General features: G+C 60.6%; 16 protein-coding genes. 14 read left to right on the top strand and 2 right to left on the bottom strand.

Annotated features, from left to right (window positions below):
- Positions 1-12: 12 nt before the first annotated feature.
- Positions 13-2,232 (bottom strand): primosomal protein N', encoded by a 2,220-nt coding sequence (locus FBY01_RS24470; protein ID WP_010464441.1) that lies wholly within the window; start codon positions 2,230-2,232, stop codon positions 13-15.
- A gap of 288 nt (positions 2,233-2,520) precedes the next feature.
- Between FBY01_RS24470 and rpmE the strand changes: the two genes are divergently transcribed.
- The 3 genes from rpmE to FBY01_RS24455 all read left to right on the top strand — a co-directional run bounded on the left by rpmE (position 2,521) and on the right by FBY01_RS24455 (position 5,020).
- Positions 2,521-2,754, top strand: a complete 234-nt coding sequence (gene rpmE / locus FBY01_RS24465) for a 50S ribosomal protein L31 (RefSeq protein ID WP_083375230.1) — start codon at positions 2,521-2,523, stop codon at positions 2,752-2,754.
- A 14-nt stretch (positions 2,755-2,768) separates the two neighbouring features.
- Positions 2,769-3,572 carry a thermonuclease family protein gene (locus tag FBY01_RS24460; protein ID WP_083375229.1) on the top strand — a complete coding sequence of 268 codons (804 nt, stop codon included), beginning with the start codon at positions 2,769-2,771 and terminating at the stop codon, positions 3,570-3,572.
- Between the two features lie 179 nt (positions 3,573-3,751).
- Positions 3,752-5,020, top strand: coding sequence for a malic enzyme-like NAD(P)-binding protein (locus FBY01_RS24455; RefSeq protein ID WP_010464435.1), 1,269 nt, complete (start codon positions 3,752-3,754; stop codon positions 5,018-5,020).
- 255 nt (positions 5,021-5,275) lie between these two features.
- Here the strand turns inward: FBY01_RS24455 and FBY01_RS24450 are convergent, their stop codons facing one another.
- Positions 5,276-7,720, bottom strand: a complete 2,445-nt coding sequence (locus FBY01_RS24450; RefSeq protein WP_372241895.1) for a penicillin-binding protein 1A — start codon at positions 7,718-7,720, stop codon at positions 5,276-5,278.
- A 217-nt stretch (positions 7,721-7,937) separates the two neighbouring features.
- Here FBY01_RS24450 and FBY01_RS24445 point away from each other — a divergent pair, with 217 nt between their 5' ends.
- From FBY01_RS24445 to hemE, 11 genes are all read left to right on the top strand, one after another.
- A complete protein-coding gene (locus FBY01_RS24445; RefSeq protein WP_010464432.1) occupies positions 7,938-9,002 on the top strand; it encodes a pilus assembly protein PilM in 1,065 nt (354 codons plus the stop codon).
- The gene (locus tag FBY01_RS24440) at positions 9,002-9,568 is read left to right on the top strand and encodes a PilN domain-containing protein (protein ID WP_010464430.1); all 567 of its coding nucleotides are present in this window, start codon (positions 9,002-9,004) and stop codon (positions 9,566-9,568) included. Before FBY01_RS24445 ends, FBY01_RS24440 begins: the two co-directional genes overlap by 1 nt.
- Positions 9,565-10,188 (top strand): type 4a pilus biogenesis protein PilO, encoded by a 624-nt coding sequence (pilO, locus tag FBY01_RS24435; RefSeq protein ID WP_010464427.1) that lies wholly within the window; start codon positions 9,565-9,567, stop codon positions 10,186-10,188. Before FBY01_RS24440 ends, pilO begins: the two co-directional genes overlap by 4 nt.
- A complete protein-coding gene (locus FBY01_RS24430) occupies positions 10,185-10,712 on the top strand; it encodes a pilus assembly protein PilP (protein ID WP_145309899.1) in 528 nt (175 codons plus the stop codon). The genes pilO and FBY01_RS24430 overlap by 4 nt, the downstream gene beginning before the upstream one ends.
- Before the next feature lie 13 nt (positions 10,713-10,725).
- Positions 10,726-12,807, top strand: a complete 2,082-nt coding sequence (gene pilQ / locus FBY01_RS24425; RefSeq protein ID WP_042932443.1) for a type IV pilus secretin PilQ — start codon at positions 10,726-10,728, stop codon at positions 12,805-12,807.
- 4 nt (positions 12,808-12,811) lie between these two features.
- Positions 12,812-13,330 carry a shikimate kinase AroK gene (aroK, locus tag FBY01_RS24420; protein ID WP_010464421.1) on the top strand — a complete coding sequence of 173 codons (519 nt, stop codon included), beginning with the start codon at positions 12,812-12,814 and terminating at the stop codon, positions 13,328-13,330.
- A gap of 151 nt (positions 13,331-13,481) precedes the next feature.
- Positions 13,482-14,582, top strand: a complete 1,101-nt coding sequence (aroB, locus tag FBY01_RS24415; protein WP_145309901.1) for a 3-dehydroquinate synthase — start codon at positions 13,482-13,484, stop codon at positions 14,580-14,582.
- 10 nt (positions 14,583-14,592) lie between these two features.
- Positions 14,593-16,191 carry an SPOR domain-containing protein gene (locus tag FBY01_RS24410; RefSeq protein WP_010464417.1) on the top strand — a complete coding sequence of 533 codons (1,599 nt, stop codon included), beginning with the start codon at positions 14,593-14,595 and terminating at the stop codon, positions 16,189-16,191.
- A gap of 351 nt (positions 16,192-16,542) precedes the next feature.
- Positions 16,543-20,988: a glutamate synthase large subunit gene (gene gltB, locus FBY01_RS24400; protein WP_145309903.1), complete on the top strand. Its 4,446-nt coding sequence runs from the start codon at positions 16,543-16,545 to the stop codon at positions 20,986-20,988.
- Positions 20,989-21,114: 126 nt separating this feature from the next.
- On the top strand, positions 21,115-22,533 hold the full coding sequence (locus FBY01_RS24395) for an FAD-dependent oxidoreductase (RefSeq protein WP_010464413.1): 1,419 nt from the start codon (positions 21,115-21,117) through the stop codon (positions 22,531-22,533).
- 187 nt (positions 22,534-22,720) lie between these two features.
- Positions 22,721-23,788, top strand: coding sequence for a uroporphyrinogen decarboxylase (gene hemE / locus FBY01_RS24390; protein ID WP_010464411.1), 1,068 nt, complete (start codon positions 22,721-22,723; stop codon positions 23,786-23,788).
- The last annotated feature ends 164 nt before the right edge of the window (positions 23,789-23,952 follow it).

Genomic DNA, 23,952 nt, shown 5'->3' with positions numbered 1-23,952 from the left:
GCGATCGACCAATCAATACAAATCGACGGGATCCACATCCAGCGACCAACGCACCGCCCGCCCGCTCGGCATCTGCTCCAGCGCCAGCAACCAGCTACTCAGCAGCCGATGCAACGGCGCCCGGGCCGTGGCTTGCAACAACAACTGCGCACGATAACGCCCGGCCCGGCGCTCCATCGGAGCCGGCACCGGGCCGAGTAGCTCAATACCGGTCAGATTCTGCTCAGCCAGCAAGCGCTCGGCCTCGCTACACGCTTCATCGAGAAAACCTTCGGCCTGTCCCGGTTTATGCGCTTCGGCCCGTAGCAACGCCAAATGCGCAAACGGCGGCAATCCTGCCGAGCGGCGTTCGCTCAAGGCCTGTTCGGCAAAGGCGAAATAGCCTTGTTCGGTCAATTGCACCAGCAGAGGATGATCGGCCAGGTGCGTCTGGATAATTACCTTGCCCGGCTCTTCGGCCCGCCCGGCCCGGCCTGCCACCTGAACGATCAACTGTGCCATGCGCTCGCTGGCGCGGAAGTCGCCAGAGAACAATCCACCGTCGGCATCGAGAATCGACACCAGCGTTACCCGTGGAAAGTGGTGCCCTTTGGCGAGCATTTGCGTGCCCACCAGAATGCACGGCTGGCCTTTCTGGATGGTGGCGAACAACTGATTCATCGCGTCCTTGCGCGACGTACTGTCGCGGTCGACCCGCAGCACCGGGACGTCCGGGAACAGAATCGCCAGGCGCTCTTCTGCGCGTTCGGTGCCGGCACCCACCGGCCGTAAATCGACCTTGCCGCACTTCGGGCAATGCCGCGGCACGCGTTCCACGTAGCCGCAATGGTGGCAGCGCAATTCGCCGGAGCGCTGGTGCACGGTCATCCGCGCATCGCAGCGCTGGCACTCGGACATCCAGCCGCAGTCATGACACAGCAGCGTCGGCGCAAAGCCGCGACGATTCAGAAACACCAGGACTTGCTGGCCAGCCGCCAGCGTCTGGCCGATGGCTTGCTGCATCGGCCCGGAAATACCGCTATCCAGCGGACGGCTTTTTACATCGAGACGCAGGAATCGCGGTTGTTTGGCGCCGCCAGCACGCTCGTTCAGGCGTAGGAGCCCATACCGACCGGTGTAGGCGTTGTGCAGGCTTTCCAGTGAAGGCGTGGCGGAGCCGAGGACAATCGGGATGTTTTCCTGCCGCGCGCGCACCAAAGCCAGATCGCGGGCGTGATAGCGCAGGCCTTCCTGCTGCTTATAGGAGCCGTCGTGCTCTTCGTCGATGATGATCAGGCCGGGATTTTTCATCGGCGTGAACAGCGCCGAGCGGGTGCCGATAATGATGTCGGCGTCACCGTCCCGGGCCGCGAGCCAGGCCTCGAGGCGCTCCCGATCATTGACTGCCGAGTGAATCAGGGCGATGCGCGCATTGAAACGCTGCTCGAAGCGCGCCAGGGTTTGCGGGCCGAGGTTGATCTCCGGGATCAGCACCAGCGCCTGCTTGCCGGCTTCGAGGGTTTCGCGGATCAGCTGCAAATAGACTTCGGTCTTGCCGCTGCCGGTAACGCCGGCCAGCAGGAACGCATGATAACTGTCGAACCCGGCGCGAATCGCTTCATACGCGGCACGCTGCTCAGGGTTGAGCGGCAATTCCGGTTGCGCCAGCCAATGTTCGTGGCGGGCGCCGGGAGCGTGCTTGCGGATTTCCACCTGCACCAGATCCTTGGCCAGCAACAGATCCAGGCTGTCCTTGCTCAGCATCAGTTTGCTCAACAACTGATGGGCCACGCCGTGAGGGTGCTGGGCCAACGTGGCCAGGGCTTCGCGCTGGCGCGGGGCACGGGCGATACGCGGATCATCCAGGCTGGCACCGGGCGCGGCGGACCAGAAGCGTTCCTGGCGCGCCTCGGCCAATTCGCCCTGGCGCAGCAACACCGGAAGCGCCCAGCTCAAGGTGTCACCGAGGCTGTGCTGGTAATACTGCGAGGTCCACAGACACAGCTTGAACAGTGCTGGCGGTAGCGGCGGGGTGGCGTCGAGCAGGGCCAGCGCCGGTTTGAGCTTTTCCACCGGGACTTCGCTGGTGTCGGTGACCTCCACCAGAATCCCGATCATCTCCCGCCGGCCAAACGGCACCCGCAGGCGCATGCCCGGTTGCAACTGGGCGCGCAGGATACCGGCCGGGGCACGGTAATCGAACAGGCGGCGCAGCGGCGAAGGCAGGGCGAGGCGCAGAATGGCGTCGGGCACGCGGGGATCTCGATAAACGGGCAGTAAAAGAAGTCGGACGCATACTAATTGCGGGAGTGGGCTTGCTCGCGAATGCGTTGGGTCAGACACCTCATCGCTGGCTGGCAGGCCGTATTCGCGAGCAAGCCCGCTCCCACAAGGGGCACATATCAGGCGGGGAGCCTAGCAGACGGTCGGTAGAAGCGACAGCTTGCGCGATTGGCATTGTCTGGTAGAATCCGCGGCCTAATTACGTGCGGTATTCAACAATAGTGTTGAGTGGCGGCACGCTAGCTCGAGGAAGACACCATGAAAGCCGAAATCCATCCAAATTATCCAGTCATTGCTGTTACTTGCAGCTGTGGCAACAAGTTCGAAACCCGTTCGACCTTCGGCAAAGCTCTGCCGATCGACGTTTGCAACGAATGCCACCCGTTCTACACCGGTAAGCAGAAGACTCTGGATACTGGCGGTCGTGTACAGCGCTTCGCAGACCGTTTCGGCGCTTTTGGCAAAACCAAAGCTCCTGCTGCTGCAGAGTAAGGTTGAAAAGCCCCATGGGCTTTACCTTGCTAACGAAAAAGGCGTCCCTCGCGGGCGCCTTTTTTGTGTCCGCGATTTGGCTGTCCGGCGCCCAGGCCTTCTGCCCGGTGCCGAGCGGGCTTACACCCGTCGCGGTGCAGCGTGTGGTGGATGGCGACACTTTGCGCCTGAGCGATGGCCGCAGTGTGCGCATGATCGGCTTGAATACGCCTGAGCTGGGCAAGCAGGGCCGTTCCGATGAGCCGTTCGCCGTGGTCGCGCACAAACGCCTGGAAGCGCTGGTGGCGGCCAGCGACGGGCGCGTGGGTTTGCGTCCCGGTAAAGAGAGCAAAGATCATTACGGTCGCACGCTGGCCCATGTCTATGGCGCCAATGGCGCCAACCTCGAAGCGCAGATGCTCGCCGAGGGCCTTGGTTTTCAAGTGGCGGTCGCGCCGAATGTCGATTTGGTCAGCTGTCAGCAAGCCGCCGAACGCAGTGCCCGTCAGGCCGGCCTTGGCCTGTGGCGGCAATCCCCTGTACTGAAAGCGGAGCAGATCAACGCCTCCGGTTTCGCCGTGCTCAGTGGTCGTGTGAGCAAGGTTCAGCGCAATCGCGGCGGAGTTTGGATTGAGTTGCAGGACGCGGTTGTATTGCGCGTTGCACCCAATTTGCTCGGGCAGTTCGATGTTGCATCGCTTGAGCGGCTGAAGGGCAAGCAGATTGAGGCGCGTGGCTGGGTCGTGGATCGATCGCGTCGGGGCGGCTTGAAACCCGGGCAGGCACGCTGGCTTCTGCCGCTGACCGATCCGGCGATGCTGCAAGCGGCGCCCCGATAAAAAATTGTAGACATTTTTTATGGCGATTGTGAACAGTCTATCCCTTGTGTTCCGCGGCTCTTGGCCCAAAGTCGTAGGGCAGGGCGCTTGACAGGGGTGACCGGTCAGTCTTGTGGGGACTTTGCGACACGCGTATCCTCGGCGGTCCGTCTGTCCAACAGTAAAAGCGGAATGCCCACATGTCTGATTTGAAAACTGCCGCTCTCGAATATCATGCCCATCCTCGTCCAGGGAAGCTGAGTGTCGAGCTCACCAAGGCCACCGCTACCGCCCGCGACCTGTCGCTGGCCTACAGCCCCGGCGTAGCCGAACCAGTACGCGAAATCGCCCGCGATCCTGAACTGGCCTACAAATACACCGGCAAAGGCAACCTGGTTGCAGTCATTTCCGATGGCACCGCGATTCTCGGCCTGGGTAACCTCGGCCCATTGGCTTCCAAGCCAGTCATGGAAGGTAAGGGCGTGTTGTTCAAGCGCTTCGCCGGCATCGACGTTTTCGACATCGAAGTCGACTCCGAAAGCCCGCAAGCCTTCATCGACACCGTCAAGCGTATCTCCATCACCTTCGGCGGCATCAACCTGGAAGACATCAAGGCACCTGAGTGCTTTGAGATCGAGCGCGCTCTGATCGAGCAGTGCGACATTCCAGTGTTCCACGATGACCAGCACGGCACCGCAATCGTTACCGCGGCCGGCATGATCAACGCCCTGGAAATCGCTGGCAAAACCCTCGCTGACGCCAAGATCGTCTGCCTGGGCGCCGGTGCGGCCGCCATCTCCTGCATGAAATTGCTGGTGAGCATGGGCGCCAACATCGAAAACATCTTCATGGTTGACCGTACCGGTGTGATCCACTCCGGCCGTGACGACCTGAACCAGTACAAGGCTGTCTTCGCTCACGCGACCGACAAGCGCACCCTGGCTGACGCCCTGACCGGTGCTGACGTGTTCGTTGGCCTGTCCGGCCCGAACCTGCTGAGTGCTGAAGGCCTGAAGTCCATGGCGGCCAACCCGATCGTGTTCGCCTGCTCGAACCCGGATCCGGAAATCGCCCCGGAACTGGCGCACGCCACCCGTGACGACGTGATCATGGCGACCGGCCGTTCGGACTACCCGAACCAGGTCAACAACGTATTGGGCTTCCCGTTCATCTTCCGCGGTGCCCTGGACGTTCGCGCCAAGCGCATCAACGAAGAAATGAAAGTGGCAGCGGCCAACGCCCTGCGCGAACTGGCCAAGCTGCCGGTTCCTCAGGAAGTGTGCGACGCCTATGGCGGCATCAAGCTGGAATTCGGTCGTGAGTACATCATTCCGAAGCCAATGGATGCCCGCCTGATCACCGTGATCTCCGATGCCGTGGCCAAGGCCGCCATCGAGACCGGCGTAGCGACCCTGCCGTATCCGAAGAACTACCCGCTGAAAAGCGTGGATGACGTGTTCAACGGCTAAGCCGTTGTAGCGCTTCAACCGAAAGCCCCGGCTCAATTGAGTCGGGGCTTTTTTTTGTCTGTGGTTTTTGTGGTGTCTGTAAGGATCTCTTCGCGGGCAAGCCTCGCTCTTACAGGGGCAAGCGCTGGGAACTTTCCATGTCTGTAGGAGCGAGGCTTGCCCGCGAAGAGGCCCTCAAGGACAAAGCAAAACCTGCAGGCCATAAAAAGCCCCGCTCTTCTTGAGAAGGCGGGGCTTTTGCGTTGCGCTACGCGATCAGAACAGATCGATTGGCGCTGCTTCGTCCGCTGGCAGCGGGCTGCCCGGCGCATTGCCGTTACCCAGCTCATTCACCGACGGAGGCGTGTCCTCGGCCTTGAACAGCTCGAAGTACGCGCCTGGCGTGCCTGGGCTGGCCGCACGGCCGCTGACGGGGTCAACCCGCAAACTGAGAATGCCTTCCGGCTCTGGTTGAGTGTGAGGCGGCTTGTCCTTGAGCGCGGCAGCCATGTAGTTCATCCAGATCGGCAGCGCGACGGTGCCACCGAACTCGCGCTTGCCCAGGCTTTCAGGCTGATCGAACCCGGTCCAGACGGTGGTTACGTAATCGGCGTTGTAGCCGGAGAACCAGGCGTCCTTGGATTCGTTGGTGGTACCGGTCTTGCCCGCAATGTCACTGCGACCCAAGGCCAGTGCGCGGCGGCCGGTGCCGAGTTTGATCACGTCCTCAAGCATGCTGTTGAGGATGTAAGTGGTGCGACCGTCGACGATGCGTTCGGCCACGGCCGGCGTTTGCGGCGCAGCGCCGGGTGCGGCTGGAGCTTCCCCTGGAGTCGCGTTGACCGTGAATGCCTGGGCGTCGGTCGGTGCGGCGATGCCGTTGGTCACTGCGGCGCCCTGAGGAACGCTCGGCGGGTTGGCGACGAACAGCGTGTCGCCATTGCGGCTTTCAATCTTGTCGATGATGTACGGGCTGATTTTGTAGCCACCGTTGGCGAAGGTGCTCCAGCCGGTGGCGATTTCCATTGGCGTCAGGGTCGCGGTGCCCAGTGCCAGGGACAGGTTGCGCGGCAGGTCCTGCTTATTGAAGCCGAACTTGCTGATGTAGTCGATGGTGCGATCGATGCCCAGCGCCTGCACCAGACGGATCGACACCAGGTTGCGCGACTTGTACAGCCCTTCACGCAGGCGGATCGGGCCGAGGAAGGTGTTGGTGTCGTTCTTCGGGCGCCAGACCTTGTCCAGGTATTCATCGACGAACACGATCGGCGCATCGTTCACCAGGCTGGCGGCGGTGTAGCCGTTATCCAGCGCGGCGCTGTACACGAAGGGCTTGAAGCTCGAACCCGGCTGACGCTTGGCCTGCATGGCGCGGTTGTAGTTGCTCTGCTCAAAGGCGAAACCACCGACCAGCGAGCGAATGGCGCCGTTCTGCGGATCAAGGGACACCAGCGCGCCTTGCGCTTGCGGGATCTGGCTGAACTTCAGCGAATTGTCCGGTTGGCGCTGCACGCGAATCAGGTCGCCGACCTGAGCCACGTCCGAGGGCTGCTTCGGATTGGCGCCCATGCTGTTGGTGTTCAGGAACGGACGCGCCCATTTCATGCTGTCCCAGCCGACGTGTTCTTCGCCGGTGCGGGTCAATACTTGCAGGCCAGTCTTGTCGACCTGAGTGACGATGGCGGGCTCAAGGCTGCTGATGGTCCGCTGTTTGGTCAGTTCGGTGGCCCAGGCCTCGCGAGTCTTGCCCGGCAGGCGCGACTCGGGACCGCGATAGCCGTGACGCTGATCGTAGGTCATCAAGCCTTCGTGCAGCGCGGTGTTGGCCATTTCCTGGAGATTGCTCGGCACCGTCGTGGTCACGCGAAAACCTTCGGTGTACGCATCGCTGCCATAGCGGCCGACCATTTCGGCACGGGCCATTTCAGCAATGTACGGCGCGTTCACTTCCGGCGTCGGCACGTGGTAGCTGGCGTTCAGCGGTTCGTTGATCGCAGTGGTGTAGTCGGCTTCGGTGATTTTGCCGAGCTTGTACATGCGCCCCAGGATCCAGTCGCGACGTTCCTTGCTGCGGGCCGGATTGGCCAGCGGGTTGAAGCGCGAAGGGGCTTTTGGCAGGCCGGCGATCATCGCCATCTGCGCCAGGCTGACATCACGAATCGATTTGCCGTAGTAAACCTGCGCGGCGGCTTCGATGCCATAGGCGCGGTTACCCAGGTAGATCTTGTTGACGTAAAGCTCCAGGATTTCGTCCTTGGTCAGCTGCCGTTCGATCTGCAGGGCCAGGAGGATTTCGGTGGTTTTGCGCGAGAAGCTGCGTTCGCTGGTCAGGAAGAAGTTCTTCGCCACCTGCATGGTGATGGTGCTGCCGCCGGACTGGATGTGTCCGCTTTTTACCAACTGGGTTGCAGCGCGCATCAAGCTGCTGGGATCGACGCCGTAGTGGTTGGCGAAATTATCGTCTTCAGCACTTAGTAACGCATTGATGAAATTGGGGGGAATGTCGGCGAAACGGATTGGTGTGCGGCGCATCTCGCCAAATTCTGCGATCAACTTGTTGTCGCTGCTGTATACCCGCAATGGAATCTGCAACTGGATGCTTCGCAGAGCCTCCACAGATGGCAATCCCGGACTAAGGTAAAGAAACGCGCCGCTCAGACCAAGGAGCAGTCCGCAGAAAACGGCGACGATGGACCAACCGAAAAATTTCAGCAGACGAATCAAGGCTTTGGGATATCCAGGGCAAAGAATGAATTGGGCAACAGGGTTCAGATAACAGGGAACGACCCGCGCTTGCAGTAAAAACCGGAAAAAATCGCTGGGCATTATAAGCATTTTTCCGTCGAGGGCGTCATTTGCGCTGCTGTCAAGACGGGTGGTTTGAACGCAATGGGTATTACAGAGTCCGTAAGACACGGATAGTCATAGGGAATTGGTAGTGCTAGGACTCTTCAATAAAAAAGCCAATACGCTTCTGGGCATCGACATCAGCTCCACCTCGGTGAAGTTGCTTGAGCTAAGTCGCCAGGGTGAGCGTTATCGGGTCGAGGCCTATGCGGTCGAGCCCTTGCCTACCAACGCAGTGGTCGAAAAAAATATCGCCGAGCTCGAAGGCGTGGGCCAGGCACTCGCGCGCGTGCTGCTCAAGGCCAAAACCAACCTCAGGAATGTCGCCGTGGCCGTCGCCGGTTCGGCAGTCATCACCAAAACCATCGAGATGGACGCAGGTCTTTCCGATGACGAGATGGAAAACCAGCTGAAGATCGAGGCCGATCAGTACATCCCCTATCCATTGGATGAAGTCGCCATCGACTTCGAAGTCCAGGGCGTGTCGGTGCGTAACCCCGAACGGGTCAATGTGCTGCTGGCGGCCTGTCGCAAGGAAAACGTGGAGGTGCGTGAAGCTGCCCTGGCGCTGGCCGGCCTGACCGCGCGAGTGGTGGATGTCGAGGCCTATGCGCTGGAGCGGTCGTTCTCCTTGCTGGCGGGGCAACTGGCGGTCTCTCAGGAGGGGCTGACCGTGGCGGTGGTCGACATCGGCGCGACCATGACCACCCTGAGCGTGCTGTACAACGGGCGGATCATCTACACCCGGGAACAATTGTTCGGCGGTCGTCAGCTCACGGAGGAAATCCAGCGTCGTTATGGCCTGACCGTCGAACAGGCGGGGCTGGCGAAGAAGCAGGGCGGGTTGCCGGATGACTACGTCAGCGAAGTCTTGCAACCGTTTCGCGATGCGCTGGTGCAGCAGGTTTTCCGGTCGTTGCAGTTCTTCTTCGCATCCGGTCAGTACAACGCGGTCGATCACATTCTGCTGGCTGGCGGTACCGCGTCGGTCCCGGGGCTTGACCGCCTGATCGAGCAGCGGTTGGGCACGCCAACCCAGGTGGCCAATCCGTTCTCCGACATGGCATTGAGCAGCAAGGTCAACGCCGGGGCCCTGGCGAGCGATGCGCCAGCACTGATGATCGCTTGCGGGCTCGCCCTCAGGAGTTTCGACTGATGGCACGGATCAATCTTTTACCCTGGCGCGAAGAGCTGCGTGAAGAGCGCCGCAAGCGCTTTTTGCTGGCGCTGGTCGGCGTATTGGTGTGCTCGGTGGGCGCGATTTTTATCGCGGACCAGGTCATCAGCAGCGCCATTGACCGACAAGTGGCCCGTAACGAATACATCGGCAAACAGATTGCCGTGGTCGACGAGCGCATCAAGCAGATCAGCGACCTGAAGTCCCGTCGCCAGCAGCTCGTCGAGCGCATGCGCATCATCCAGGACCTGCAAGGTAACCGTCCGATCAGTGGGCGGATTTTCGACCAGTTGGCGCGTACCCTGCCTGACGGGGTGTATTTCACCGAAGTGAAAATGGCCGGAAAAACCCTGTCCATTACCGGTGCAGCGGAATCGAACAATCGTGTTTCGGACCTGATGCGCAATCTGGATGCGTCCGACTGGTTTGATGCGCCGAGTCTCACGGAAGTCAAAGCCACCACCGCCGGTCAGCTGGATCAGGCCAACGTCTTTCAGTTGACCGTCCGTCAGACTCAGCCCGCCGTTGTGGAGGCTGGCAAATGAGCCCCTCGGAATGGTTCGAAAGCCTGCGCAAGATCGACATCAACGATCTGGACACCAACAACATGGGGTCCTGGCCACCAGCGATCAAGGCCCTGGCGGGCGTCTTGCTCATGGTTCTGGTGTTGACCCTCGGCTACACCTTTTACATCAGCGATCAGGAAGATCACCTCGGACTCAAGCGTGAAGAGGAGTCGACCCTCAAGGAGCAATTCGCGAACAAGGCGCACATGGCGGCAAACCTGGAGCTGTATACCCAGCAGATGAAAGAGATGGAGAACTCTTTTGGCGTGTTGCTGCGGCAATTGCCCAGCGATACCGAGGTGCCCGGGCTGCTGGAGGACATCACCCGCACCGGCCTCGGTAGCGGGCTGGAGTTCGAAGAGATCAAGCTGTTGCCGGAGGTTGCCCAGCAGTTCTACATCGAACTGCCGATCCAGATCACCGTGACGGGTGCCTATCACGACCTGGCGACGTTCGTCAGTGGCGTGGCCGGGTTGCCGCGGATCGTTACGCTGCATGATTTCGACCTTGCGCCGGCCGACCCCGAGGGCGGTCCGAAACTACGCATGAGCATCCTTGCCAAGACCTATCGCTACAACGACAAGGGGTTGCAGAAATGAACCCGATTCGTTGCATGTCGATGGTTGTGTTGCTCGCCGGCCTGGCCGGTTGCGGCAACGGCAATGACGTCGGCGACCTCGACGCCTTCATGAATGAAGTCCGTCTGCGGCCGCCGGGCAAGATTGAACCAACGCCGACATTCCGGTCTTACCCAACGTTCACCTATAACGCTGCCAACCTGCGCAGCCCGTTTTCTCGGCAGGTCAGGGTCGATCTGGCGGGGCAGAAGCGCGGCTCGCGCAACGTCAAACCCGACCCCAACCGGGCCAGGCAATACCTCGAAGGTTTCAACATCGAGCAGTTTGAAATGGTCGGCACGATCTCCAATGCCACCGGCTCCTTTGCGCTGTTGCGCGGGGCAGGCGGGGTGCATCGGCTGAAAGTCGGCGATTACCTGGGGCGTAACGATGGACGGATCGTCGCCATCAGCGGCTCGCAAGTCGATGTGGTCGAAATCGTTCCCGACGGCGAAGGCGCCTGGCTGGAACGGCCACGAACCATCCCTTTGAAAGAGCACTCATAGTGGAACTCGAATAATGAACAGGATTTTCTCAACCCTCGGTATCTCGCTATGGATAGCGTTGCTGTCGCCGATGGTACAAGCGGCCAACCTCAAAGCGCTGGATGTTGCTGCGCTGCCGGGTGATCGTGTCGAGTTGAAGTTGTCTTTCGATGGCCCGCCCCCACAACCTCACGGTTATACGACCGAGTCGCCGGCACGAATCGCGCTGGATCTGCCCGGGGTCGTCAATCAGCTTTCGAGCAAGAGTCGTGAGCTGGGTGGTGGCAATGCCCGTAGCGCGACGGTGGTGGAAGCCAAGGACCGGACGCGGCTAATCATCAATCTGACCCAGTTGACCCCGTACAGCGCCCGTGTCGACGGCAACAACCTGATTGTGGTGGTCGGGCAAGGCGCCAATAACAAAACGCCTCGGCCGACTACCCGCGCGCCTCGCGCCGCGACTGCAATGCCCGCCCCGACGAAAGCCTATGCGCCCGTGGGCAAAGCCATTCGCGGTGTGGATTTCCAGCGCGGTACGCAGGGTGAAGGCAATGTAGTGATTGATCTGTCGGATCCGTCCATCGCCCCGGACATCCAGGAGCGCGACGGAAAGATCATCCTGGGATTCGCCAAAACCCAATTGCCAGAACCGTTGCGCGTGCGCCTGGACGTCAAGGATTTCGCCACCCCGGTGCAGTTCGTCAATGCCAGCGCCACGGGGGATCGGGCCACGATCAGTATCGAGCCTAGTGGAGCCTTCGATTATTCGACCTACCAGACCGACAACAAGCTGACGGTCAGCATTCGGCCAATGACCGTCGACGACCTGCAAAAGCGCAACGCCGAACGTTTTGCCTATACCGGTGAAAAACTCTCGCTGAATTTCCAGGACATCGATGTGCGTTCGGTGCTGCAACTGATCGCTGATTTCACCAACCTCAATCTGGTGGCCAGCGACACGGTGCAGGGCGGCATCACCTTGCGTTTGCAGAACGTGCCGTGGGACCAGGCGCTGGACCTGGTGCTGAAAACCAAAGGCCTGGACAAGCGCAAGATCGGTAACGTCCTGCTGGTGGCGCCGGCCGATGAAATCGCCGCGCGTGAACGTCAGGAACTGGAATCGCAGAAGCAGATTTCCGAGCTCGCGCCTTTGCGTCGCGAATTGCTGCAGGTCAACTACGCCAAGGCCGCCGACATCGCCAAGCTGTTCACGTCGGTGACCAGTGCCGAAGCGAAAATCGACGAGCGGGGTTCGATCACGGTTGATGAACGGACCAACAACATCATTGCCTACCAGACCCAGGACCGACTCGACGAACTTCGTCGCATCGTCGCGCAACTGGATATCCCGGTGCGTCAGGTGATGATCGAGGCGCGAATCGTCGAAGCCAACGTCGACTACGACAAAAGCCTCGGCGTGCGCTGGGGCGGTTCGGTGCAGAACAAGGGCAACTGGAACACATCCGGCGTCAGCAATGGCTCTTCGACCACTATCGGTACTCCGGGCAGCACCAGCACCAACTCGCCGTTTGTCGACCTGGGCGCTGCGGGCAACACCTCGGGGATCGGCATCGCCTTCATCACCGATAACGTGTTGCTGGACCTGGAGCTGACCGCAATGGAGAAGACCGGTAACGGCGAAATCGTCTCACAACCCAAGGTGGTCACGTCCGACAAGGAGACCGCGAAAATCCTCAAGGGCACCGAGATTCCCTATCAGGAAGCCAGTTCCAGCGGTGCCACGTCGGTGTCGTTCAAGGAAGCGTCGCTGTCCCTTGAGGTCACTCCGCAGATCACCCCGGACAACCGGATCATCATGGAGGTCAAGGTGACCAAGGATGAGCCGGATTACCTGAACAAGGTCCAGGATGTACCCCCGATCAAGAAAAACGAGGTCAATGCCAAGGTCCTGGTCAATGATGGCGAGACCATCGTGATTGGTGGGGTTTTCTCAAATACTCAGAGCAAGGTTGTAGATAAGGTGCCATTTCTCGGTGATGTGCCGTATCTTGGCCGCCTTTTCCGGCGTGATGTGGTTTCGGAGAAAAAATCCGAGCTGCTGGTATTTCTCACTCCGCGTATCATGAATAACCAGGCGATTGCTGTGAGTCATTGATTCTGTGCGAAATTTGATTCTTGTTGGACCGATGGGGGCTGGAAAAAGCACCATCGGCCGGTTGCTGGCCAAAGAGCTGCGCCTGCCGTTCAAAGATTCCGATAAGGAAATTGAATTGCGCACGGGCGCCAATATCCCGTGGATTTTCGATAAAGAAGGCGAACCGGGCTTTCGTGACCGCGAGCAGGCGATGATTGCCGAGCTGTGCGGCTGCGATGGCGTGGTGTTGGCGACCGGTGGCGGCGCGGTGATGCGCGAAGCCAATCGTCGGGCGTTGCACGCCGGCGGTCGGGTGGTCTATCTGCATGCCTCTGTCGAGCAGCAGGTCGGCCGCACGTCCCGCGATCGCAATCGCCCCTTGTTGCGCACCGCTGATCCGGCCAAGACCCTGCGGGATCTGCTGGCGATCCGCGACCCGCTGTATCGGGAAATCGCTGACCTGGTGGTTGAAACCGATGAGCGGCCGCCGCGAATGGTCGTGCTCGATATTCTCGAACGCTTGCAGCAACTACCTCCCCGTTAAAGCGAGGCGCGAAATGCGCTATCCTCGGCGTCCTGTCACGACTGCTCATGGTTGTGGCGGATGGCTACCGAACGGCGTCACACCAGCAGACGCCGTGGACATTCGTTAATTCAAGGCAGGACGCCTGATTCCATCTTCACTGTGGGGACACATGCAGACACTCAAGGTCGATCTAGGCGAGCGCAGCTACCCGATTCATATTGGCGAAGGTTTGTTGGATCAGCCGGAACTGCTGGCACCGCACATCCGCGGACGGCAAGTGGCGATCATCTCAAACGAGACCGTTGCGCCGCTCTATCTCGAACGTCTGACCCGCAGCCTCGCGCAGTTCTCGGTGATTTCCGTGGTGCTGCCCGACGGCGAAGCCTTCAAGACCTGGGAAACCCTGCAACTGATTTTCGACGGCCTGCTGACTGCACGCCACGACCGCCGTACCACGGTGATCGCCCTCGGTGGCGGTGTGATTGGCGACATGGCCGGTTTCGCGGCTGCCTGCTATCAGCGCGGTGTCGATTTCATCCAGGTCCCGACCACGTTGCTGTCGCAAGTCGACTCCTCGGTGGGCGGCAAGACCGGGATCAACCATCCGCTGGGCAAGAACATGGTCGGCGCGTTTTATCAGCCGAACGTCGTGCTGATCGATACCGCGACCCTCAACACCCTGCCGGCCCGCGAACTCTCTGCGGGGCTGGCGGAAGTCGTCAAGTACGGGCTGATCTGCGACGAGCCATTCCTGACCTGGCTCGAAGAAAACGTCGATCGCCTGCGCGCCCTGGACCAGGTCGCCCTGACGTATGCCATCGAGCGTTCCTGCGCCGCCAAGGCTGAAGTGGTCGGTGCCGACGAGAAGGAAACCGGTGTTCGTGCCACGTTGAACCTGGGCCACACCTTCGGCCACGCTATCGAAACCCATATGGGCTATGGTGTCTGGCTTCATGGTGAAGCCGTCGCTGCTGGCACCGTAATGGCTTTGGAAATGTCCGCGCGATTGGGCTGGATCAGCGAGCAAGAACGCGATCGCGGCATTCGCCTGTTTCAGCGTGCCGGCCTGCCGGTCATCCCGCCTGAAGAGATGACTGAAGCCGATTTTCTAGAACACATGGCAATTGACAAGAAAGTGATCGACGGTCGTTTACGCCTGGTGCTGCTGCGCCACATGGGCGAAGCGGTGGTGACCGACGATTATCCGAAAGAAGTTTTACAGGCCACGCTGGGAGCGGATTACCGCGCCCTGGCTCAGCTTAAAGGTTAATAAGATCCCGATGACTAGTTTGCATGCCGACGAGGCTTTCCTCGGCCATTACCAGTTGAGTCATGACCCTTTTGCTCCACGGGTGCCTGGCTTCAAATTCTTCCCGGCCCAGCGCAAACCGGTGCTGGGGCAGCTGCATCATCTGGCGCGCTATAGCCAGTTGCTGCTGGTGGTCACCGGCCCGCAGGGCAGCGGCAAGACCCTGTTGCGCCAGGCCCTGGTGGCCAGCACCAACAAGCAATCGGTGCAAAGCGTGGTGGTTTCCGCCCGTGGCGCTGGCGATGCGGCTGGCGTGCTGCACCAGGTGGCCCAGGCGCTGAACGTTGCCCAGGCGGAGGTCAATGCGATTCTGTCGCAGGTCGTGCAACTGGCGCTGACCGGGCAGGAGGTCTATTTGCTGGTCGATGACGCCGAGCAGCTCGACGAATCCGCGCTGGAGGCCTTGCTGGCCCTGGCCGCCGGTGCGCCGGAAGGTCGTCCGCATGTGTTCCTGTTCGGTGAGTCGTCGCTGATTGCGCAACTGGACGCGCTGAGCCTCGAGGAAGAACGCTTCCACGTCATTGAGTTGCAGCCTTACACCGAAGAAGAAACCCGCGAATACCTGGACCAGCGGCTCGAAGGCGCCGGCCGGGGTATCGAACTTTTTACCGCAGATCAGATCTCTGATATTCACGAAAGCTCCGACGGCTGGCCTGGCAACATCAACCAGGTTGCCCGCGATGCAATGATCGAAGCCATGATTGCCAGCCGCTCAGCGGTCAAGCGTCCAAGTATGGGGTTCAACATGCCGAAGAAACACGTATTGGCGATTTCCGCCGTCGTCGTGGTCGCGGTAGCCGCCGCCTGGTTGATGCCGGGCCGCAGCAAAGCACCGACCACCGGCGCGCCGGCCAACGAACAGGCGCAACTGCCGCTCGGCCAGGGCACGCCACAACCTAATAGCGGCGGGGCACCTTCCGTCGAATTCGCCGGTAATTCGCAGCCGATGCCATTGCCGCTGGTCGGCAATTCGCAACCGGTCATGCGCGGTCCGCTGGCCGAAGCCGCCGGTGGCATCACCGAAGGCGACGACGGCGTGCCGGTCGAAGGTTCCAGCGCTACACCGCCAACCGTGACCACCACTGCGCCGCCGGCGGGCATCCAGCCTGGCCCTGCGCCGACGCCTGCCGCCAAACCGGTGCCTGCGCCGACTCAGGTTGCGACCGCCAAGCCAGTCCCGACTGCGCCAGCCGTGAAGCCGGCCCCAGCGCCAGCCAAGCCAGCCGTCGTGGCCACCGCCAAGCCTGTCGAGAAGCCAGCCGCCGCTCCTGCGAAAGGCGCTGGTGGCACCTGGTACGCCGGGCAGCCTACCAGCAACTACGTGGTGCAGATCCTCGGCACCAGCTCCGAAGCGACCGCGCAAAACTTCGTGAAAGAGCAGGGCGGCGAGTACCGTTACTTCAAGAAAGTCCTCAACGGCAAGCCGCTTTACGTCATCACCTACGGTAACTTCGCCAACCGCGATGCAGCCCTGACCGCCATCAAGGCCTTGCCAGCGAAGGTTCAGGCTGGTAAACCTTGGCCTCGCACTGTCGCCAGCGTCCAACAGGAACTGGCAACAACTCGCTGAAGATTCGGCGGCCTTACCCAGGCCGCCTCTCCAAGCACCTCAAAATTTCTACAAGTGCATGCCGCCTCTACAGGCCGCGTGCCTTGTGGTGTCTGCGTCACAGTAGTCTTTGAGTCGTTGCGGTCAAAATTAAAAAAGTTTTGACTAGCACAGCAGATCGCTTTAAACCTTTCACAAATGCGACATAGATTTGCGACAGTTCGTCGTCAAATTTGTGAGCCTCTGTGTCGCTGTGTACAATGACCACCCTTTTGCCCCCGCTAAAGCCGGCGAACGTTCGGCGCGGAACGCAAGTGGTTGAATTGAAAAGAAATTTGCCTCGAAAAGAGGCAGCCTGGTGAGAAAGTGTCTATGAAAGCAGGTCTGTACCAACCAGATGAATTCAAGGATAACTGCGGTTTCGGCCTGATAGCCCATATGCAGGGCGAGCCCAGTCATACCCTTTTGCAAACGGCCATCGAGGCCCTGACCTGCATGACCCACCGCGGTGGGATCAACGCCGACGGCAAGACCGGTGACGGTTGCGGTCTGCTGATTCAAAAGCCGGACGTGTTCCTGCGAGCCATCGCCCAGGAAACCTTCGGCGTCGAACTGCCCAAGCAATATGCCGTGGGCATGGTCTTCTTCAACCAGGACCCGGTCAAAGCCGAAGCCGCTCGCGAGAACATGAACCGCGAGATTCTGGCCGCCGGCCTGCAGCTTATCGGCTGGCGCAAAGTGCCGATCGATACCAGCGTCCTCGGCCGTCTGGCCCTGGAGCGCCTGCCGCAGATCGAACAGGTGTACATCGGCGGTGAAGGCCTGAGCGACCAGGACATGGCGATCAAGCTGTTCACCTCCCGTCGTCGCTCGTCCGTGGCCAACGCTGCCGATGCCGATCACTACATCTGCAGCTTTTCGCACAAGACCATCATTTATAAAGGCCTGATGATGCCGGCGGATTTGACCGCCTTCTATCCAGACCTCAGCGATCAGCGCCTGCAAACCTCGATTTGCGTGTTCCACCAGCGCTTCTCGACCAACACCCTGCCGAAATGGCCGTTGGCGCAGCCGTTCCGCTTCCTCGCCCACAACGGCGAGATCAACACCATCACCGGCAACCGTAACTGGGCCGTGGCCCGTCGCACCAAGTTCACCAACGATCTGATGGACCTGGAAGAGCTCGGCCCGCTGGTCAACCGTGTCGGTTCCGACTCCTCCAGCATGGACAACATGCTCGAGCTGATGGTCACTGGTGGCATCGACCTGTTCCGTGGCGTGCGGATGATCATTCCGCCTGCGTGGCAGAACGTCGAAACCATGGACCCGGATCTGCGGGCGTTCTACGAATACAACTCGATGCACATGGAACCGTGGGACGGCCCGGCCGGCGTGGTAATGACCGATGGTCGTTACGCGGTGTGCCTGCTCGACCGTAACGGTCTGCGTCCGGCGCGTTGGGTCACCACCAAGAACGGTTTCATCACCCTGGCCTCGGAAATCGGCGTCTGGAACTACCAGCCTGAAGACGTGATCGCCAAGGGACGTGTGGGCCCGGGCCAGATCTTCGCCGTGGACACCGAAACCGGTCAGATCCTCGACACCGACGCCATCGACAACCGCTTGAAGTCCCGTCATCCGTACAAGCAATGGCTGCGCAAGAATGCCCTGCGCATCCAGGCGACCATGGAAGACAACGACCACGGTTCGGCTTTCTACGATGTCGACCAGCTCAAGCAATACATGAAGATGTACCAGGTCACGTTCGAAGAGCGCGACCAGGTATTGCGTCCGCTGGGCGAGCAGGGCTACGAAGCCGTCGGCTCGATGGGCGACGATACGCCAATGGCCGTGCTGTCCCAGCGCGTGCGCACGCCGTACGACTATTTCCGCCAGCAGTTCGCGCAGGTCACCAACCCGCCGATCGACCCGTTGCGTGAAGCCATCGTCATGTCGCTGGAGATCTGCCTCGGTGCCGAGCGCAACATCTTCCAGGAGTCGCCGGAACACGCCTCGCGCGTGATCCTAAGCTCGCCGGTCATTTCGCCGGCCAAGTGGCGTTCGCTGATGAACCTGGATCGTCCGGGCTTCGAGCGCGCGATCATCGACCTCAACTACGACGAAAGCGTCGGCCTCGAAGCGGCCATCCGCAACGTCGCCGATCAGGCTGAAGAAGCCGTGCGCTCTGGCCGCACCCAGGTCGTGCTGAGTGACCGCCACATTGCCCCGGGCAAGTTGCCGATCCACGCTTCGCTCGCCACCGGCGCGGTGCACCACCGCCTGACCGAGAAAGGCCTGCGTTGCGACTCCAACATCCTCGTGGAAACCGCCACTGCTCGTGACCCGCATCACTTTGCGGTGTTGATCGGTTTCGGCGCCTCGGCGGTCTATCCGTTCCTGGCCTACGAAGTGCTGGGCGACCTGATCCGTACCGGTGAAGTGCTGGGCGACCTTTATGAGGTGTTCAAGAACTACCGCAAAGGCATCACCAAAGGTCTGTTGAAGATCCTGTCGAAGATGGGTATCTCGACCATTACGTCGTACCGCGGTGCGCAGTTGTTCGAAGCCATCGGCCTGTCTGAAGAAGTCTGTGAGCTGAGCTTCCGTGGCGTACCGAGCCGCATCAAGGGTGCGCGTTTCGTCGACATCGAAGCCGAGCAGAAAGCCCTGGCGGCCGAAGCCTGGAGCCCGCGCAAGCCGATCCAGCAGGGCGGTCTGCTGAAGTTCGTCCACGGTGGCGAATATCACGCGTACAACCCGGACGTGGTCAATACCCTGCAAGCCGCTGTGCAGCAGGGCGACTACAGCAAGTTCAAGGAATACACGGCGCTGGTGGACAACCGTCCGGTGTCGATGATCCGCGACCTGTTCAAGGTCAAGACCCTGGACACGCCGCTGGACATCAGCGAGATCGAACCGCTGGAATCGGTGCTCAAGCGCTTCGACTCCGCCGGTATCTCGTTGGGCGCCCTGTCGCCGGAAGCCCACGAAGCCTTGGCTGAAGCCATGAACCGCCTCGGTGCGCGTTCCAACTCCGGCGAAGGCGGCGAAGACCCGGCGCGCTACGGCACCATCAAGAGCTCGAAAATCAAGCAAGTCGCGACTGGCCGTTTCGGTGTAACCCCGGAATACCTGGTCAACGCTGAAGTGCTGCAGATCAAAGTCGCTCAGGGCGCCAAGCCCGGTGAAGGGGGGCAGCTGCCAGGCGGCAAGGTCAACGGTCTGATCGCCAAGCTGCGTTACGCGGTGCCGGGCGTGACCCTGATTTCGCCGCCGCCGCACCACGACATCTATTCGATCGAAGACTTGTCGCAGTTGATTTTCGACCTGAAACAAGTCAACCCGAAGGCCCTGGTCTCGGTGAAGCTCGTTGCAGAAGCGGGCGTCGGCACCATCGCCGCCGGTGTGGCCAAGGCCTACGCGGACTTGATCACCATCTCCGGCTACGACGGCGGCACCGGTGCATCGCCGCTGACGTCGATCAAATACGCCGGTGCTCCGTGGGAGCTCGGCCTGGCCGAAACCCACCAGACCCTGCGTGGCAACGACCTGCGCGGCAAAGTCCGGGTGCAGACCGACGGCGGCCTGAAAACCGGCCTCGACGTGATCAAGGCCGCGATCCTCGGCGCTGAAAGCTTCGGCTTCGGCACCGCGCCAATGATCGCGTTGGGCTGCAAATACCTGCGCATCTGCCACCTGAACAACTGCGCCACCGGCGTCGCCACTCAGAACGAGAAGCTGCGCAAGGATCACTACATCGGGACCGTCGACATGGTGGTGAATTTCTTCACCTACGTCGCCGAAGAAACCCGCGAGTGGCTGGCCAAGCTGGGCGTGCGCTCCCTTGAAGAGCTGATCGGTCGTACCGATCTGCTGGATATCCTCGAAGGCCAGACCGCCAAGCAGCAACACCTGGACCTGACCCCGTTGCTCGGCAGCGATCACATCCCGGCAGACAAGCCCCAATTCTGCCAGGTCGACCGCAACCCGCCGTTCGACAAGGGCCTGCTGGCCGAGAAAATGGTCGACATGGCCACCTCGGCCATCAACGACATGAGCGGCGCTGATTTCGCCCTGGATATCTGCAACTGCGACCGTTCGATCGGCGCGCGGATCTCCGGTGAAATCGCCCGCAAACACGGCAACCAAGGCATGGCGAACGCGCCGATCACCTTCCGCTTCAAAGGGACGGCCGGTCAGAGCTTCGGCGTATGGAACGCCGGCGGCCTGAACATGTACCTGGAAGGCGATGCCAACGACTACGTCGGCAAAGGCATGACTGGCGGCAAGCTGGTTATCGTTCCGCCGAAGGGCAGCGTCTACAAGACTCAGGACAGTGCCATCATCGGCAACACCTGCCTGTACGGCGCCACGGGCGGCAAGTTGTTTGCCGCCGGCACTGCGGGCGAGCGGTTTGCCGTGCGTAACTCCGGTGCTCACACCGTGGTTGAAGGCACGGGCGATCACTGCTGCGAGTACATGACCGGTGGTTTCGTCTGCGTCCTGGGCAAGACCGGCTACAACTTCGGCTCAGGCATGACCGGTGGTTTCGCCTACGTGCTCGACCAGGACAACAGCTTCGTTGACCGGGTCAACCACGAACTGGTGGAAATCCAGCGGATCAGCGGTGAGGCGATGGAATCCTATCGCAGCCACCTGCAACGCGTGCTGAACGAATACGTCGAGGAAACCGACAGCGAGTGGGGTCGTAACCTCGCTGAAAACCTCGATGACTATTTGCGTCGTTTCTGGCTCGTCAAACCTAAGGCGGCGAGTCTGAAATCTCTGCTCTCAAGTACTCGTGCGAGTCCGCAATAAACGACGCAGCGGCAAGTCGCAAGCTTCAAGCGCCAAGCTTGAAGCTTGCGCGGTGTGGCGGATTAATTTGATTTTCTTGCAGCTTGAAGCTTGTAGCTTGAAGCTGTCGTGTACGAGGTTTTGAAGATGGCCGAACGTCTCAGCAACGACTTCCAATTCATCGATGTCGGGCGCAAAGATCCGAAGAAGAAACTGTTGCGTCAACGCAAGAAAGAGTTCGTGGAGATCTACGAACCCTTCAAACCCCAGCATTCGGCCGATCAGGCCCACCGCTGCCTGGGTTGCGGTAACCCGTATTGCGAATGGAAGTGCCCGGTGCACAACTTCATTCCGAACTGGCTGAAACTGGTGGCCGAGGGCAACATCCTCCAGGCCGCCGAGCTGTCGCACCAGACCAACACCCTGCCGGAAGTCTGCGGCCGGGTGTGCCCGCAGGATCGTCTGTGCGAGGGTGCCTGCACCCTCAACGACGGCTTCGGGGCGGTGACCATCGGTTCGGTCGAGAAGTACATCACCGATACCGCGTTCGCCATGGGCTGGCGCCCGGACATGTCCAAGGTTATACCGACCGGCAAGCGTGTTGCGGTGATCGGTGCAGGCCCGGCAGGTTTGGGTTGTGCCGACGTGCTGGTACGTGGCGGTGTGACCCCGGTGGTGTTCGACAAGAACCCGGAAATCGGCGGTCTGCTGACCTTCGGTATCCCCGAGTTCAAGCTGGAAAAGACCGTGCTGAGCAATCGTCGCGAAGTCTTCACCGGCATGGGCATCGAGTTTCGCCTGAACACCGAAGTGGGCAAGGACGTGACGATCGAGCAACTGCTCGAAGAATACGATGCCGTGTTCATGGGCATGGGCACCTACACCTACATGAAGGGCGGCTTTGCCGGTGAGGATCTGCCGGGCGTGCATGACGCGCTCGACTTCCTGATCGCCAACGTCAACCGCAACCTGGGCTTTGAAAAGTCGCCGGAAGATTTCGTCGACATGAAAGGCAAGAAGGTTGTGGTGCTGGGCGGCGGCGACACGGCGATGGACTGCAACCGTACTTCGATTCGCCAGGGCGCCAAGTCGGTGACCTGCGCTTATCGTCGTGACGAAGCGAACATGCCGGGCTCGCGCAAAGAGGTGAAGAACGCCAAGGAAGAAGGGGTGAAATTCCTCTACAACCGCCAGCCGATCGCCATCGTCGGTGAAGACCGCGTCGAAGGCGTGAAGGTGGTCGAGACCCGTCTCGGCGAACCGGACGCCCGTGGCCGTCGCAGCCCCGAGCCGATCCCGGGCTCCGAAGAGATCATCCCGGCCGACGCCGTGGTCATCGCATTTGGTTTCCGTCCGAGCCCGGCGTCGTGGTTCGAGCAGTTCAGCATCCAGACCGACAGCCAGGGCCGCGTGGTGGCCCCGGAACAAGGTCAGTACAAGCACCAGACCAGCAACCCGAAAATCTTCGCCGGTGGCGATATGGTTCGCGGATCTGATCTCGTGGTAACGGCGATCTTCGAAGGCCGTAATGCGGCCGAAGGGATCCTGGATTACTTGGGCGTCTGACGACGCCAGCGACAAGTTTCAAGGGTTTAGCTGCAAGCTCAAAGCCACGGCGCTTGCGGCTTGCAGCTTGAAACTTACCGCTGCATCTGTGCGACAAATTGACCCGATAGACAAAAGGCTGACCTGCAACCGTGCCTTTTGCGTCGAGCTCTGAGAAAATGCCCGCACTTTTTTTCCGGATGCCGACATGACTGCCCTGAAGAACGACCGTTTCCTTCGCGCCCTGCTCAAGCAACCCGTAGACGTCACGCCGGTATGGATGATGCGTCAGGCCGGTCGCTACCTGCCGGAATACCGCGCCAGCCGTGCCAAGGCCGGTGACTTCATGAGCCTGTGCATGAACCCGGAGTTCGCTTGCGAAGTCACGATGCAGCCACTCGACCGCTATCCGCAACTGGACGCGGCGATCCTGTTCTCCGACATCCTCACCATCCCGGACGCCATGGGCCAAGGCCTGTACTTCGAAACCGGCGAAGGTCCACGCTTCAAGAAAGTCGTCAGCACGATGGCCGACATCGAAGCCCTGCCGATTCCTGATCCGCACAAAGACCTTGGCTACGTCATGGACGCGGTCAGCACCATCCGCCGCGAACTCAACGGCCGCGTGCCGCTGATCGGCTTCTCCGGCAGCCCGTGGACCCTGGCCACTTACATGGTCGAAGGCGGTTCGTCGAAAGACTTCCGCAAGACCAAGGCCATGCTCTACGACAACCCGCAAGCCATGCACCTGCTGCTGGACAAGCTCGCGCAGTCGGTCACCAGCTACCTCAATGGCCAGATCATGGCCGGCGCGCAAGCGGTGCAGATTTTCGACACCTGGGGCGGTAACCTCTCGGCGGCGGCGTACCAGGAGTTCTCCCTGGCCTACATGCGCAAAATCGTCAGCGGCCTGATCCGCGAACACGAAGGCCGCAAAGTACCGGTCATCCTGTTCACCAAGAACGGCGGCCTGTGGCTGGAAAGCATCGCCGACGCTGGCGCTGATGCGTTGGGCCTGGACTGGACCTGCGACATTGGCGAAGCCCGCCGACGCGTCGGCAACAAAGTCGCCCTGCAAGGCAACATGGACCCGACTGTGCTGTACGCCAAGCCAGAAGCCATCCGCACCGAAGTCGGTCGGATTCTCGCCAGCTACGGCAAAGGCAGTGGTCATGTGTTCAACCTCGGCCATGGCATTACCCCGGAAGTGGATCCTGAACACGCGGGTGCGTTCATGCGCGCAGTGCATGAACTGTCGGCGCAGTATCACGAGTGATCGTCGTCCAATAAAAAACGCCCGGCTTATGCCGGGCGTTTTTGTATAGAGATCTCAGGTCACACTCGGCCCCTGTGGGAGCGAGCCTGCTCGCGAAGAGGCCGGCACATCCAACAGTGATGTCTGTTGAAAGACCGCTTTCGCGAGCAGGCTCGCTCCCACAC

Source organism: Pseudomonas sp. SJZ077 (assembly GCF_007993905.1).
Lineage (GTDB): Bacteria > Pseudomonadota > Gammaproteobacteria > Pseudomonadales > Pseudomonadaceae > Aquipseudomonas > Aquipseudomonas mandelii.
The sequence above is the reverse complement of the archived record's forward strand: the minus strand, read 5'-3'. Positions and strand labels throughout refer to the sequence as shown.